The organism is Lysobacter enzymogenes (assembly GCF_017355525.1).
Classification (GTDB): domain Bacteria; phylum Pseudomonadota; class Gammaproteobacteria; order Xanthomonadales; family Xanthomonadaceae; genus Lysobacter; species Lysobacter enzymogenes_C.
This window is the reverse complement of the sequence record NZ_CP067395.1, coordinates 2,915,041-2,928,427: the sequence shown is the minus strand read 5'-3', so window position 1 is coordinate 2,928,427 and position 13,387 is coordinate 2,915,041. Positions and strand designations below refer to the sequence as shown.

The 13,387-nt window shown below is 71.6% G+C and carries 14 protein-coding genes; 5 read left to right on the top strand and 9 right to left on the bottom strand.

All coding sequences use genetic code 11. The features are described from left to right. From JHW38_RS12180 to JHW38_RS12160, 5 genes are all read left to right on the top strand, one after another. On the top strand, window positions 1–951 hold the full coding sequence (locus JHW38_RS12180) for an MBL fold metallo-hydrolase (protein WP_207526162.1): 951 nt from the start codon (window positions 1–3) through the stop codon (window positions 949–951). Window positions 952–1,103: 152 nt separating this feature from the next. Beyond that, on the top strand, window positions 1,104–2,198 hold the full coding sequence (locus JHW38_RS12175; RefSeq protein ID WP_207526161.1) for a GGDEF domain-containing protein: 1,095 nt from the start codon (window positions 1,104–1,106) through the stop codon (window positions 2,196–2,198). 78 nt (window positions 2,199–2,276) lie between these two features. Continuing rightward, window positions 2,277–2,921, top strand: a complete 645-nt coding sequence (locus JHW38_RS12170; RefSeq protein ID WP_207526160.1) for a class I SAM-dependent methyltransferase — start codon at window positions 2,277–2,279, stop codon at window positions 2,919–2,921. Window positions 2,922–2,972: 51 nt separating this feature from the next. Beyond that, window positions 2,973–3,647 carry a response regulator gene (locus JHW38_RS12165; protein ID WP_207526159.1) on the top strand — a complete coding sequence of 225 codons (675 nt, stop codon included), beginning with the start codon at window positions 2,973–2,975 and terminating at the stop codon, window positions 3,645–3,647. After that, entirely contained in the window at window positions 3,644–5,020 is a 1,377-nt protein-coding gene (locus JHW38_RS12160; RefSeq protein WP_207526158.1) for a sensor histidine kinase, read from the top strand. The genes JHW38_RS12165 and JHW38_RS12160 overlap by 4 nt, the downstream gene beginning before the upstream one ends. 2 nt (window positions 5,021–5,022) lie before the next feature. Here JHW38_RS12160 and JHW38_RS25980 read toward each other — a convergent pair whose 3' ends face one another. The 9 genes from JHW38_RS25980 to pdhA all read right to left on the bottom strand — a co-directional run bounded on the left by JHW38_RS25980 (window position 5,023) and on the right by pdhA (window position 13,242). Beyond that, the gene (locus JHW38_RS25980; RefSeq protein ID WP_428995303.1) at window positions 5,023–5,124 is read right to left on the bottom strand and encodes a DUF6053 domain-containing protein; all 102 of its coding nucleotides are present in this window, start codon (window positions 5,122–5,124) and stop codon (window positions 5,023–5,025) included. 6 nt (window positions 5,125–5,130) lie between these two features. Next, window positions 5,131–5,514: a VOC family protein gene (locus JHW38_RS12155; RefSeq protein ID WP_207526157.1), complete on the bottom strand. Its 384-nt coding sequence runs from the start codon at window positions 5,512–5,514 to the stop codon at window positions 5,131–5,133. A 72-nt stretch (window positions 5,515–5,586) separates the two neighbouring features. Next, entirely contained in the window at window positions 5,587–6,516 is a 930-nt protein-coding gene (locus tag JHW38_RS12150) for a HEAT repeat domain-containing protein (RefSeq protein ID WP_207526156.1), read from the bottom strand. A gap of 85 nt (window positions 6,517–6,601) precedes the next feature. After that, the gene (locus tag JHW38_RS12145) at window positions 6,602–7,441 is read right to left on the bottom strand and encodes a M23 family metallopeptidase (RefSeq protein ID WP_207526155.1); all 840 of its coding nucleotides are present in this window, start codon (window positions 7,439–7,441) and stop codon (window positions 6,602–6,604) included. Window positions 7,442–7,608: 167 nt separating this feature from the next. Next, window positions 7,609–8,409 carry a M23 family metallopeptidase gene (locus tag JHW38_RS12140; RefSeq protein ID WP_207526154.1) on the bottom strand — a complete coding sequence of 267 codons (801 nt, stop codon included), beginning with the start codon at window positions 8,407–8,409 and terminating at the stop codon, window positions 7,609–7,611. 325 nt (window positions 8,410–8,734) lie between these two features. Further along, on the bottom strand, window positions 8,735–9,502 hold the full coding sequence (locus JHW38_RS12135; RefSeq protein WP_207526153.1) for a hypothetical protein: 768 nt from the start codon (window positions 9,500–9,502) through the stop codon (window positions 8,735–8,737). 109 nt (window positions 9,503–9,611) lie between these two features. After that, the gene (locus tag JHW38_RS12130; RefSeq protein WP_207526152.1) at window positions 9,612–10,991 is read right to left on the bottom strand and encodes a dihydrolipoamide acetyltransferase family protein; all 1,380 of its coding nucleotides are present in this window, start codon (window positions 10,989–10,991) and stop codon (window positions 9,612–9,614) included. 152 nt (window positions 10,992–11,143) lie between these two features. Then, window positions 11,144–12,175 carry an alpha-ketoacid dehydrogenase subunit beta gene (locus JHW38_RS12125; RefSeq protein ID WP_207526151.1) on the bottom strand — a complete coding sequence of 344 codons (1,032 nt, stop codon included), beginning with the start codon at window positions 12,173–12,175 and terminating at the stop codon, window positions 11,144–11,146. After that, complete coding sequence (pdhA, locus tag JHW38_RS12120) at window positions 12,172–13,242, bottom strand: pyruvate dehydrogenase (acetyl-transferring) E1 component subunit alpha (protein WP_207526150.1); 1,071 nt, start codon at window positions 13,240–13,242, stop codon at window positions 12,172–12,174. Before pdhA ends, JHW38_RS12125 begins: the two co-directional genes overlap by 4 nt. Window positions 13,243–13,387 lie beyond the last annotated feature (145 nt).

The window sequence follows — 13,387 nt, the reverse complement described above, 5'->3', positions numbered from 1 at the left end:
ATGAGCGCAGCCCACGCCACCGCCGATCTCGGCATCGTCACCGTCGACACCGGCTTCCATCGGCCGAATTTCGATGCCGCGTATCTGCTGATCGAGAACGGCCGCGCCGCCTTCGTCGACTGCGGCACCCAGCATTCGATTCCGGCCCTGCTCGGCGCGCTCGACGCGCACGGGCTGACCCCGGCGCAGGTCGATTGGCTGATCCTGACCCACGTGCACCTGGACCACGCCGGCGGCGCCGGCGCGCTGATGCGGCGTTTGCCGAACGCGCGCCTGGCGGTGCATCCGCGCGGCGCGCCGCACATGATCGATCCCTCGCGCCTGGTCGCCGGCGCGACCGCGGTGTACGGCGAGGCGGAGATGGCGCGCAGCTACGGCGAGATCCTGCCGGTGCCGGCCGAGCGCGTGGTCGTCGCCGGCGACGGCTACACGGTCGATCTGGCCGGCCGCCCGCTGCTGTGCGTGGATACGCCGGGCCATGCCCGCCATCACCTGTGCGTGTGGGACCAGCGCAGCCGCGCCTGGTTCACCGGCGACACCTTCGGTCTGTCGTATCGCGAGTTCGATTCGGCGCGCGGCGCGTTCGCGCTGCCGACCAGTTCGCCGGTGCAGTTCGAACCCGAACCGCTGAAACAATCGATCCGCACGATGCTGGCGCGCGACCCGGCGGCGATGTACCTGACCCATTACGGCCGGGTCGAGGACGTGCAGCGCCTCGGCGCCGAGTTGATCGAACAGATCGACGCGATGGTGCGGATCGCGCGCGCGGCCGCGCAGGCCGGCGGCGAGGATCTGCATGCGCGCCTGAGCGCGGCGTTGGCCGATTACTTCCTGGCCCGCGCGCGCGAACACGGCAGTCCGCTCGACGAGGCGCAGGTACGCGAGGCGCTGGCGGTCGACGTGGAGCTCAACGCGCAGGGGCTGGAGGTCTGGCTGGCGCGCGCCGGCTGAGCCGCCGCCCCCGGTGCGCCGACGGTCGCGCCGCACGCTGGACAGGCCGCGGACGCCGTCACGAATGCTGAATCGCCGCCGCAGTAGCCTGCGGGGGCCCCGAGCCTAAGCCTGCCGCGCCGACCGTGTCCCGCCCCCGCCCGTTGCACGCCGTGCCCGTTCCGTCCGCGCCGTCGCCGCCGGCCGACGAATCCGCGCGGCTGTTGGCGCTGGGCGCGTACGGCCTGCTCGACAGCGTGGCGGAGAGCGCCTACGACGACATCGTCCGCCTCGCCGCGACCCTGTGCGACACGCCGGCCGCGGCGATCGCCCTGCTCGACCGCGAGCGGGTCTGGTTCAAGGCCCGGGTCGGGGTCGCGCCGAGCGAACTGCCGCGTTCGCATTCGATCTGTTCGGAACTGATCTGGCATTCGCAGCCCGACCGCTTGCTGGTGATCGACGACGTCGCCGCCGACCCGCGCTTCGCCGCGCTCGGCCTGAGCCTGGAGGACGGCCGGCCGCTGCGTTTCTACGCCGGCGCGCCGCTGTGGACGCCCGACGGCCATCCGCTGGGAACGGTGTGCGTGCTCGACGCGGCGCCGCGCGCGCTGCGCGCGGCGCAGGCCGAAGGCCTGGCGGCGCTGGGGCGGCAGATCCAGCACCTGTTCGAACTGCGCCGTTACGCGATGGAGCAGCGCCGGCTGCTGTCCGAGCGCGAGGCGTTCGCGCTGCAGCTCGAACGCGCGCAGGCCGACCTGCAGCTGCGCAACGAAGAACTGCTGCACAGCGCCAGCCACGATGCCCTGACCGGGCTGCTCAACCGCACCGCGCTGGCGCAGTTGCAGGGCAATCCCGAGACCATGCGCCAGCTCGGCCGGGTCGCGTACACGATGATGTTGATCGACGTGGACCACTTCAAGCAGGTCAACGACCGCTACGGCCATCTGCTCGGCGATCGCGCGCTGCGCGCGGTCGCCGATGCGGTGGCCGGTTCGATCCGCGAAGGCGACGTGGCGATCCGCTACGGCGGCGAGGAATTCCTGGTGGTGTTGCCGGGCACGCGGCTGGCGGTCGCGGCCGAGGTCGGCGAGCGCATCCGCGCGCGGGTCGCGCGCTCGGCGCTGCCGTTCGCGCTGACCGTGTCGATCGGCGTGGCCGCGGGCGAGCCCGGGCGCGACGCGCCGGATCACGTGTTCGACCGCGCCGATCAGGCTCTGTACCGCGCCAAGGCCGGCGGCCGCGACCGGCTGGTGGCGGACGACGGCTGAGCGCGGTCGCGGCGACGCAATGTTGACGCAATGCCGATGCGGACAATCGAGGCAGACCCGCTTCGGAGCCACGCCCGCATGAGCAGCCCGCCCCTGACCCCCGCCGTCCGCGCCGCCGCGCCGCGCCCAGCGCCCGCGCGCGGCGATTTGTGGTCGTTCCTGCGTTCGTGGTCGCGCGCGCCCGGGCGGGTCGGCGCGATCGCCCCGTCCGGCGCGGCGCTGGCGCGGCTGATCACCGCGCAGATCGACGCCGGCACCGGGCCGGTGCTGGAACTGGGCCCGGGCACCGGCGTGTTCACCCGCGCCTTGCTCGAACGCGGCGTGGCCGAACGCGACCTGACCCTGATCGAGTTCGGCCCGGAGTTCGCGCAGCTGCTCGGCGAACGCTTCCCGCAAGCGCGGGTGCTGTGCGCCGACGCGCGCCGCCTGCGCCGCGCGCGCCTGTTCGGCGAGGCCGGCGCCGGCGCGGTGGTCAGCGGCCTACCGCTGCGCAACCTGCCGCCGCGCCAGCGCCTGGCGGTGCTGCTCGGCGCGTTCGCCCAGCTCGGCGAGGACGGCGCCTATTACCAGTTCACTTACGGCCTGAGCTTCCCGCTGCCGCGCGCGTGGCTGGAGCGTTACGGCTTCAAGGTCCAGCGTCTGGGCCGGGCGCGCTTGAACCTGCCGCCGGCCTCGGTGTACCGGGTCACCCGTCGCCGCGACTGGCGGTCGATGGGGGTATGAGCGCGGCGACGGCGCAGTGCGCGCCGGACCCGGGCGGGCGATGATCGGCGCATGCGCATCCTGTTGATCGAAGACGAACCCGAGCTGGCCGCGGCCCTGGCCGCCGCGCTCAAGCGCTACGGCATGGTCGCCGACCACGCCGCCAGCCTGGCCGACGGCGAGGCCGCGGCGGCGAGCCAGGCGCACGATGTGATCGTGCTCGACCGCGGACTGCCGGACGGCGACGGGCTGGCGCTGATCCCGCGCCTGCATGCGCGCGGGCTCGACACGCCGGTGATCGTGCTGACCGCGCGCGGCGATCTGGCCGACCGCGTGGTCGGCCTGGACGCCGGCGCCGACGATTATCTGGTCAAGCCGTTCGCGGTCGAAGAACTGCTGGCGCGCTTGCGCGCGCTGCGCCGGCGGCCGCCGCGCGCGGAGACCGACACGGTGCGGATCGGCCGGCTCGCGTTCGACCTGGACGCGCGCACCGGCGAAGTCGACGGCCGCGCGCTGGAGCTGCCGCGGCGCGAGCTGCTGTTGCTGGAAGCGCTGCTGCGCCGGTGCGGCCGCACCGTGCTGCGCGAAACCATCGAACAGGCGGTGTACGGCTACGACGACGAGATCCAGTCGAACACGCTCGACGCCCACGTCTCGCGCCTGCGCCGGCGCTTGGCCGAAGCCGGCGCGGGCGTGGAGATCCACGGCATCCGCGGGGTCGGCTATCTGTTGCGGGAGAGCGCATGAAATCCTCCGGCTCGCTGCGCAGCCGCTTGCTGTGGCGCATGCTCGGGCTGCAATGCCTGTTGCTGACCGCGTTCGGCGTGCTGGTGGCGCTGAGCCTGCACGCGGCCAACGTCGCGGTCGACGAAGACAATGCGGTGGAAGTGCTGCAGGCGGCGCTGCAACGCGACGCCGCCGGCCGCCTGAGCCTGCGCGACACCGCCGACCTGCGCGAGTTGCGCGAGGAGATCCCGCGGCTGTGGTACGTGATCCGCGACGAGGGCGGCCGCGAGCTGCGCCACGGCCCGGTGCCGGCCGAGTTCGCCGGCATCGGCGGCGCGCTCGATCAGGTCAGCCAGGCGCGCCTGGGCTATTTGTTCGGCGACGACCGCATCGCCGGCGCGCGGCTCAAGCGCGTCGACGCGGGCTTCGGCCCGGTGCGGATCCTGACCACCGAGAAGGGCCGGGTGATGTCGGCCTCGCGCCTGATGTGGATGACGCTGTCGCTGTTCGCGACCCTGATCCTGCCGCTGCTGGCGGTGATGGCGCTGGTGACCGCGATCGCCACGCCGAAGGTGGTGCGTTGGTCGCTGCGCAGCCTGGAGCCGGTGATCGAACAGGCGCGCGCGCTCGACGTGGAGCGGCGCGGCGCGCGCCTGCCCGAGGCCGGCGTGCCCGACGAGGTGCGGCCGCTGGTCAGCGCGGTCAACGGCGCGCTGTCGCGCTACGACGAGGGGTTCGAACGGCGCCGGCGCTTTCTCGCCGACGCCGCGCACGAGTTGCGCACGCCGATCGCGATCCTCAGCGCGCGCCTGGAAGCGATGCCGGCCTCGCCCGAGCGCGAGCGGCTGCTGCAGGACGTGGCGCGGATGTCGGTGCTGGCCGAGCACCTGCTGGACCTGCAACGGCTCGACCGCACCGAGCCGCAGCTGGAACCGTTGGACCTGGGCGAGCTGGGCCAGCGCGTGGCCGCCGATCTGGCGCCGCTGGCGATCGCCGCCGGCTACGAACTCGCGTTCGATGCCCAGGCCGCGCCGGTGCCGGTCAACGGCGATGCGCTGGCGCTGGAGCGGGTGCTGGTGAATCTGGTCCAGAACGCGATCGAGTACGGCGGCAACCGCGGCACGGTGACGATCCGGGTCGGCTGCCGCGGCAGCGACGGCGTGGTCGAGGTCTGCGACGAAGGGCCGGGCATTCCGCCGGCGCATCGCGAGCGCGTGTTCGAACGCTTCTTCCGTCTGCAGCCGCACGAGCGCGGCGCCGGAGTCGGGCTGAACCTGGTGCGCGACATCGTCAGCCTGCACCGCGGCGCGGTGGAGGCGATGGATGCGGACGGCGGCGGCGCGTGTTTCCGGGTGTCGCTGCCGTTGGCGGCGAAGACGCGCGGCGAGGCCTGAGTTCAGGGCGCGGTCTTGCTTGCACGAAGGCCTTCGGGCGCGACGCTTTGGTTCCGGTTCGCGGCGACCCGAAACGAAAACGCCGGGCCCGAAGGCCGTCCCACAACGGTTCACTCCCAGACGTTCGGCGCCGGACCCTTTTCGGGGTGGTGCATCTTCACCACGCAGAAGCGATGCCCGGTCGGCGCTTCCATGACCCACCAACGCTTCACGAACTTGAGCTTCTTCGCGCCGAGCTTCTCCAGCCGCGCGGCTTCGGCGTCGATATCGTCGCTCTCGATGTCCAGGTGCACGCGTGAGGGGTGGTCGACCTTCTGCACCGCGACGTACAGGTGCGCGGGATGCTGGTCCAGGCTGACGTAGAGCGCGCCCTCGTCGTCCTCGGCCTTGCCCGGCGGCAGGCCCAGCGCGCCGCCCCAGAAACGCGCGGCGGCGTCGATGTCGCCGGTCTCGCAATCGATGATGAAACCGGCCAAGCGGCTGCGGTGCGCCATGGGCTGTCTCCGGTGCAGGGAGCGGCCAGACTGCCGCGTCCGCGCCCTGGGCGGTAGTGCCGGGACCGGCATTCAGCGCATCGGATACTCGCGTTCGTGACCGTCGCCGTCGACCGCGCGTTCGGCGGCCTGGCGGTACAGCGCGTATTCGCTGCGGTTCATGGCGAAGTTCTGCAGCGCGAACACCGCGGCGTTGCGGGTCTCGCCGTCGCTGCGCGGGTCGCCGGCGAGCGCGAGCAGGGCGTCCTTGAGCCGGTCCGAGCGCACGCCGCTGGCGTTGATGCCGGCGATCGCGGCCTGGCGCACGCCGGCGTCGCTGTCGAGGATGGCGCGGTGCAGGATGTCTTCGTTGTCGCCGGATTTGTTCCACTGCACCGATTGCAGCACGCTGCTGGCGCGCACCGCCGGGTCGGGGTGGCGGCGCAGGGCGTCGAGACGGTTCAGCACGGGCGCGGCGTCTTCGCTGGCGATCACGGTCGGCGCGAGCATGTCGACGAGCTGCTTGAGCATCGCCGGGTCGCGTTCGTCCTGCAGCTGGCGTTGCAGCAGTTCGCGCACTTCGGTCACGTCGAGCGGGAACGACTTGAGCAGGTCCAGGCCGAGCTGGCGCTGGCGCGGGTCGCCGCTGTCGGCCAGTTCGCGGCCGGCGCGCAGCACGTCCTGGTTGGCCACGCCTTGCAGCACCGCGAGCAGAGCGCCGCGGCGGTCGAGTTCGGTTTCGAAGCGGTAGTTGCCGATCAGTTCGCGCAGGTAGGCCGGGTCGCGGCGCGCGCGCTGGATGTTGCGGTCGAAGCTGTCGGCGCCGCGCGCGGGGTAAGTGTAGGCGGCCAGATCGTTGCCGCGCGGCGCGCCCGATGCGGGCGCGGCGTTCGCCGCCCCGCCGCGCGTTTGCGCCGGCGATGCGTTCGGCGCGACCGAGGCGCGGGTCAGCGAGCTGCCGACGATGCCGCCGAACACGGCGGCAGCGAGCAGGGCGCTGGCGAATTGCAGCGGGTTGTTCATGCGTGTGCTCCTGCGCGCGCGGCGCGCGGCGGACTCGCGGCGGCGGGACGCGCCGCCGCGAGGGTCGTTGCTTGCGGCGATGCGGTCAGCAATCCGGCGCGACCCGGCCGTCGGAACCGGTGAAGGTGTAGGCGTCGGGGATGTACTTGTTGGTTCCCGCCGCGCCGACGTTGTTCCAGATATTGCTGGTGCCGTAGGTGCCGGTGATGGTTTCGCCGGTCTTCTGGCAGCGGATCGTCACCGCGGCGCCGTTGGCGAGCGAACCGACCACGCTGTAAGTCGTGCCCGGGCCGGAGCGCACGTTGAGCGGGCTGCCGGCGGTGCGCACGGTGCCGGCGACGCCGCCCGGCGCGGTGCCGCAGCTGTTGCGGCTCTTGTAGGCGACTTCGTACTGGTCGTAGACGATGGTCGAACCGTTCCAGACGATCTTCTGGTCGTCGCCGTTGAGGCGCTGTTCGTAGTGCAGGTGCGCGGAGATGCTGTTGCCCGGGCGCGTGGTCTTGCCGAGCGTGCCGATCTTCTGGCCCTGGCTGACGTTGGCGCCGTTGCCGACGGCGATGCTGTCCAGGTGCGCGTACCAGGTGGTCCAGCCGCCGCCGTGGTCGATCACCACCAGCTTGCCGTAGCCGGTGCCCGGATGCGGGTTGTAGGTGGTCGCCTTGCCGGCGGCGGAAGCGACCACGGGCGAGCCGAGGTCGGCGTCGCTGAGCGGGCGCGGCTTGTGGTTGAGGTCGACGGCGTAGCGCAGGCCGTGGCCGGGATAGGTGTCGCCGTACCAGGTCTGGTTGCAGGCGAACGGCATCTGGAAGTTCGGGCGCGCGGCGTGCGCGGCGCTGGCGCACAGGCCGAGGCCGAGCACGGCCAGCAGGGCGGCGGTGCGCGGCGCGCGGCGGCGCGGCGGGGTATGGATACGGGAAGTCGGCATGGTCGAAACCTCTCTGGCATGGATGGAGTGCTGGGCAGAGGCCTCGGTTACGTGGGTGCCGAGGCGGGTGCGGCGTGCTGCGTTGCGTGATGCGCTGTCGCGCGAAGTTGCGCAGGTCGCATCGGCGCGTTGCTGCGCGTCTTGTTCGATGCGCCGCTGCGCGGCGGTCAGCAGTCCGGCGCGACCCGGCCGTCGGAACCGGTCTGGGTGTAGGCGTCGGGGATGTACTTGTTGGTTCCGGCCGCGCCGACGTTGTTCCAGAGGCTGCTGGTGCCGTAGGTGCCGCTGATGGTTTCGCCGGTCTTCTGGCAGCGGATCGTCACCGCGGCGCCGTTGGCGAGCGTGCCGACGACGCTGTAGCTCGTACCCGGGCCGGAGCGCACGTTGAGCGGCGAACCGCTGGTGCCGACCGTGCCCGGCGCGCCGCCGGGCGCGCTGCCGCAGCTGTTCTTGCTGGTGTAGTTCTTCTTCTCGAAGTACTTCAGCGCCACGCCGTTCCACTTCGCCTTCTGCACCGCGCCGTTGTAGATCTGTTCGTAGTGCAGGTGCGGGGCGAGGGTGTAGATCGCGCTGGAGTTGCCGACAGCGCCGATCTTCTGGCCTTGCTTGACCTTGTCGCCGGCCGCGACCGCGCGCGATTGCAGGTGCGCGTGCAGGGTCTTCCAGCCGCCGCCGTGGTCGATGACCACGTAATGGCCGTAGCCGGTGTTGGTGGAATAGGTCGAGGTCTGCACGGTGCCGGCGGCCGAGGCGACCACGGTGGAGCCGGCGGTGGAGCCGCCGCCGGCCGGGCGGTTCATGTCGACCGAATTGGCGGGCTTGTGGCCGTCCCAGGTGTTGGCGACCCAGACGTCGTTGCAGGCGAACGGCATCTGGAAGTTCGGCGCGGCGGCCTGGGCGGCGCCGGCGGCCAGCAGGCTGCCGGCGAGCGACGCCAGCGCGAGCGCGCGGCGTGAGCGGTGGTTCATGGTGAATCCCCTAGCGGTCGATGGGCTTGCGCGTCCGCGCCGGCGCACCGGGCGGAGCGCTCCGGGGCGGCGCCGGCCGGGCTGACAGGAGGCCCGGCCGGCGCGCGCCGGAGTCGCATAGCGCACGCTAGCGATATTCCCTGTCGCGTTCCTGGCGGAATTTATTATTCCTAGACGCGCAAGGAAGAACCGCCGTGATCGCAGTCGCGGTTGCTCGTTTTGGGGAAGGGGGCTGCGCGGTGCCGGCGGGCCGCGCCGGGCGCTCAGGCTCGTTCGTCGTTCTTCGCCGTCGCCGCGGGCCGACTGGAAACCGTCCGGACCGCGGTCAGGCCGACATCCCGGCGATGCGCTTCTGGATGGCCTTCTTCAGCGCCTGGGTCTTGGCGTGCCCGAGCAGCGCTTCCAGCACCGGCCGGGTGCTGTGCGGGCTTTCGAGCACGAACGCGTGGAAGTGCGGGTCGCCGGCGCGGATCAGCGCTTCCACGCTGGCCAGATCGCGCGGCGCCGCGAGGAAGCGGCCGATGCGCTCCTCGAGCCGGTAGTGGTCTTCCGCCGTCTGCTCGCTCATGTCCTGCTCGAACAGGGCCAGTTCCAGGCCGTCGCCGTCGCGCGGCGTGGCGAACAGGAACAGCGAGAAACCGCCGTGGAACCGCGCGCGGAAGTCGGCGCGGTCGGGCACGTAGAACTGTTTGAGGAACACGTACAGACCGCCGTCGGCGCGCACCGGGATCGCGCCGGCGTCGCGTTTCCAGCGCGGCTTCGCGGTCAGGCAGGCGATGGCCGAGGGCGCGATCATGTCGGCCATCTCGTCGGCGTTGTCGGCATCGGCGGCGATCCACATCGCGCTGCGATGACCCTCGCGCTGGGCCAGATGGTGTTGCAGCGTCGCGCCGTCGGCGCGGCGTTCGCGCACCGCGTATTCGCTGCGCCAGGCGTCGGGGCCGTACGCGGGAGCGGGCGCCTTGGCGCCGTAGACGAAAAATTCGCGCGCGGACGTTATGCCCAGCGTCGTTGCGTCTTCCGCGCGAAGCGCCCATTGCGCCAGCAGAACCGAGGGCTGTCCTTCGATCGTGGGCGGCGTTGAAGCAGGCATGGGCGGCGAGCTCGTTCGATTTCGCGGGGAATGCGCGCGGCGATCCGGTCGGCCGGATCGCCGCGGCGGCGTCCGTCCCGCACGCGTCGGTGCGGGCCGGACGCGGGGCTCAGTTCGCCCGCGCCAGATCGTCGATCATCGCCTTCAGGAACCGCGCCGCCTCGCCGCCGGTGCAGGCGCGGTGGTCGAAGGTCAGCGACAGCGGAATGACCTTGTGCGATTCGAACCCGCCCATGACCGGGGTCATCTGGTGGCGGCCCTTGCCCGCGGCGACGATCGCGACCGTCGGCGGCACCACCACCGGGGTCGCGTAGCGGCCGGCGAACATGCCGAAGTTCGACAGCGAGATGGTGTAGCCGGTCAGTTCCGAGGCCGGAATGCTGCGGTCTTCGACCTGCACGCGCAGGCGGTTGATCGCCTCGCGCACGCCGCGCGTGTCGAGCACGTCGGCGTTGCGCAGCGCCGGCACGAACAGGCCGTCGTCGGTGTCCACGGCGATGCCGATGTCGACGTGCGGGTGCAGGGTGCGGGTCAGCTTGTCGCCGTCGAACCAGGCGTTGAGCGCCGGCACGGCCTTGCATGCGGCGACGATCGCGCGCACGAGGCGGCCGGTGATGTCGTTGCCGGGCGCCCAGGCGTGGATGTCGGCGTCGTCGGCGAGCGTGGTCGGCACGACCTTGCTGTGCGCGTCGGCCATCACCCGCGCCATGTTGCGGCGCACGCCCTTGAGCTGCTCGGGCTGGCCGGTGACGGCGGCGCCCGGCGGCTGGGTGCGCATCGGCCGGCCCGACTGCGACAAGGTGCTGCGCGCGGGCGCGGCGGCGGGAGCGGGCGCTTGTGCGACCTCAGCCGCGCGCGGCGCGACCGCGGCGGCCGGCGCGGCGCCGGCTCTGATCGAACCCGCCTTGGCCGAACCGTCGGCGGCGGCGCGCTTGACGTCGTCGCTGCTGACCGTGCCGTCGGCGCCGGTGGCGCGCACGCGGCCCAGGTCGACGCCGAGCTTGCGCGCCAGCGCGCGCACCGCCGGCATCGCCTTGACCCCGCCGACCGCGACCGCCTGTTCGCTGCGCACGGCGTCGGAGGACTGCATCGCGCCGACCACGGTGCCGCTGTCGGCGCGTTCGCCGCCTTCGGCCTTGGCCGGCGCTGCTTCCGCCTTCGCAGGCGCGGGCGCCGCCGGCGCGGCGTGGCCGCCGCCGTGGTGGTGGCCGGTGTCCTGGCCGTCGGCGCGTTGCGGCAGGTTCGGATCGATCTCGAACTCGGCCAGCATGGTGCCGGTGACGATCACGTCGCCCGCGGCGCCGGCCAGCTTGAGTACCTTGCCCGACACGGGCGAGGGCACTTCGACCACGGCCTTGGCGGTCTCCATCGACACCAGGGTGTCGTCGAGGCGGATGGTGTCGCCGACCTTGACCGACCATTCGACGATGGTCGCGTCGGGCAGGCCTTCGCCGAGGTCGGGAAGCAGGAAGGTCTTGGTATCGCTCATTGCCGGTCGTCCCTAATTGAATGCTTTCGAATGTCGTTGCGTTCGTCGCGGCTCGATGCCGGGTTCGGGCGCGATATCGCTGCGCGCGCCGACGCGCGCCGGAGGATGCAGCGATCCGGCGCGCGGCGAAGACCCCGGCGCGAACCCATCGCTCAGCCGTGGCCGAGCGTGCGCTTGGCCGCGGCGACGATCTTGTCGACGCTGGGCAGGTACTTCATTTCCAGGCGGAACAGCGGGATGTGGGTGTCGAAGCCGGTGACGCGCTCGACCGGCGCGAGCAGGTCGTACATCGATTCCTCGGCCAGGCGCGCGGCGATTTCGGCGCCGAAACCGGCGGTCTTCGGCGCCTCGTGCACGATCACGCAGCGGCCGGTCTTGGCCACCGATTCGGCGATGGTGGCGAAGTCCAGCGGCTTGAGCGTGGCCACGTCGATCACCTCGGCGCTGATGCCTTCGCCGGCGAGCTTGTCGGCGGCTTCCAGCGCTTCCTTGACCTGCGCGCCCCAGCTGACCAGGGTGATGTCGCTGCCGTCGCGCAGCACGTAGCACACGTCCAGCGGCAGCGCCTCGCCGTCGTCGGCGACGATTTCCTTGTACTGGCGGTAGATGCGCTTGGGTTCGTAGAAGATCACCGGATCCGGATCGCGGATCGCCGCCAGCAGCAGGCCGTACGCGCGCGCCGGCGACGACGGCAGCACCACGCGCAGGCCCGGCACGTTGGTGAACAAGGCTTCGTTGGCTTCGCTGTGGTGTTCCGGCGCGCGGATGCCGCCGCCCCACGGCACCCGCAGCACCAGCGGGCAGGTCAAACGGCCGCGGGTGCGGTGGCGCAGGCGCGCGGCGTGGCAGATCAGATGATCGAGCATCGGATAGACGAAGCCGTCGAACTGCGCTTCGGCCACCGGCTTCATGCCCTGCGCGGCGAGGCCGACGCTGAGGCCGGCGATGGTGGTTTCGTCGAGCGGCGTGTCGAGCACGCGCTCGCTGCCGAAGATCTGCTGCAGGCCGGCGGTGGCGCGGAACACGCCGCCGTTGACGCCGACGTCCTCGCCGAGCACCAGCACGCTCGGGTCGTTGCGCATCTCGTAGGCGAGCGCTTGGGTGATCGCTTCGATCAGGGTGATCGCGGCCGGCGTGGCGGCGGTCTGCGCGGTTTCGATCTTGCTCTGGGTGGCGGCGTTCATCGACGGTTCTCCTGCAGCGCCTGTTCGCGTTGCGCGGCGAGGTCCGCCGGCATGTCGCCGTAAAGGAAGTCGAACATCGCCTCGACCGGCTGCACCGGCGTTTCCAGATAGGCGTTGATCTCGACGTCGACCTTCTTGCCGCATTCCTCCAGCCAGGCTTTTTCCAGTTCCTCGTTCCACACGCCCTGGTCGGTGAGATAAGTGCGCAGGCGCGGCATCGGGTCGCGCGTCCACGCGTCCTTGACCTCGGCCTCGTCGCGGTAGCGGCGCGCGTCGTCGGCGGTGGTGTGGTCGTGCAGGCGGTAGGTCATGAATTCGATCACGCTGCCGCCGTCGCCGTTGCGCGCGAGCTCGGCGGCGCGGCGCATGCCTTCGAGCACCGCGATCAGATCGTTGCCGTCGACCTGCAGGCAGTGCAGGCCGCCGGCGATGCCCTTCTGCGCCAAGGTCTTGGCGCCGGTCTGGGCCTTGCGCGGCACCGAGATCGCCCAGCCGTTGTTGATCACGCACAGGATCAGCGGCAGCTGGTAAGCGCCGGCGGAATTGAGCGCGGCGTAGAAGTCGGTCTTGGACGAACCGCCGTCGCCGCAGCAGGCCACGGCGAGGTTTTGTTCCTTGCGCAGCTTGAACGCCAGTGCGGCGCCTGCGGCGTGCAGGCATTGGGTCGAGATCGGCACCGACCAGGCGAAGTCCTTGCGCGGACCGGCGAAGTCGTTGCCGCGCTCGTCGCCGCCCCAGTACATCAGCACTTCGCGCGGCTGCACGCCGCGCATGAACTGGGCGCCGTATTCGCGGTAGCTCGGCGCGAACACGTCATCAGGTTTCATCGACGCGCCGATGCCGACGTGGGTGGCTTCGTGGCCCAGGCACGCGGCATACGTGCCGAGCTTGCCGGTGCGCTGCAGGGCGATGGCCTTGCTGTCGAAGGTGCGCACGAACAGCATCTGCTTGAACAGCGGCAGCAGGGTGCTGGCGTCCTTGAACGCGGCCGGAATCTCGGCGACGGGTTTGCCGTCGGCGCCGAGGTATTGGAGGTATTCGATTTCGAACGTCGCGGCGACGGTCATCGGGAGAAGGTCCTCAGGTGGGGATGAGGTCCGAATCGTTCCGGTCCCGGATCCAGTGCCGGGCGCGCTGGTCAGCTTCAGACGGCTGGGTCCGGAGACCGTCGCAAAGCGACGGAGGTTCCGGGCCGGGCTAAAGCCGCGGCGC

Excerpts from the sequence above, each read along its gene's own strand:
- JHW38_RS12180 (WP_207526162.1), top strand. The coding sequence starts at position 1 with ATGAGCGCAGCCCACGCCACCGCCGATCTCGGCATCGTCACCGTCGAC.
- JHW38_RS12170 (WP_207526160.1), top strand. The coding sequence starts at position 2,277 with ATGAGCAGCCCGCCCCTGACCCCCGCCGTCCGCGCCGCCGCGCCGCGC.
- JHW38_RS12165 (WP_207526159.1), top strand. The coding sequence starts at position 2,973 with ATGCGCATCCTGTTGATCGAAGACGAACCCGAGCTGGCCGCGGCCCTG.
- JHW38_RS12160 (WP_207526158.1), top strand. The coding sequence starts at position 3,644 with ATGAAATCCTCCGGCTCGCTGCGCAGCCGCTTGCTGTGGCGCATGCTC.
- JHW38_RS12155 (WP_207526157.1), bottom strand. The coding sequence starts at position 5,514 with ATGGCGCACCGCAGCCGCTTGGCCGGTTTCATCATCGATTGCGAGACC.
- JHW38_RS12150 (WP_207526156.1), bottom strand. The coding sequence starts at position 6,516 with ATGAACAACCCGCTGCAATTCGCCAGCGCCCTGCTCGCTGCCGCCGTG.
- JHW38_RS12145 (WP_207526155.1), bottom strand. The coding sequence starts at position 7,441 with ATGCCGACTTCCCGTATCCATACCCCGCCGCGCCGCCGCGCGCCGCGC.
- JHW38_RS12140 (WP_207526154.1), bottom strand. The coding sequence starts at position 8,409 with ATGAACCACCGCTCACGCCGCGCGCTCGCGCTGGCGTCGCTCGCCGGC.
- JHW38_RS12135 (WP_207526153.1), bottom strand. The coding sequence starts at position 9,502 with ATGCCTGCTTCAACGCCGCCCACGATCGAAGGACAGCCCTCGGTTCTG.
- JHW38_RS12130 (WP_207526152.1), bottom strand. The coding sequence starts at position 10,991 with ATGAGCGATACCAAGACCTTCCTGCTTCCCGACCTCGGCGAAGGCCTG.
- JHW38_RS12125 (WP_207526151.1), bottom strand. The coding sequence starts at position 12,175 with ATGAACGCCGCCACCCAGAGCAAGATCGAAACCGCGCAGACCGCCGCC.
- pdhA (WP_207526150.1), bottom strand. The coding sequence starts at position 13,242 with ATGACCGTCGCCGCGACGTTCGAAATCGAATACCTCCAATACCTCGGC.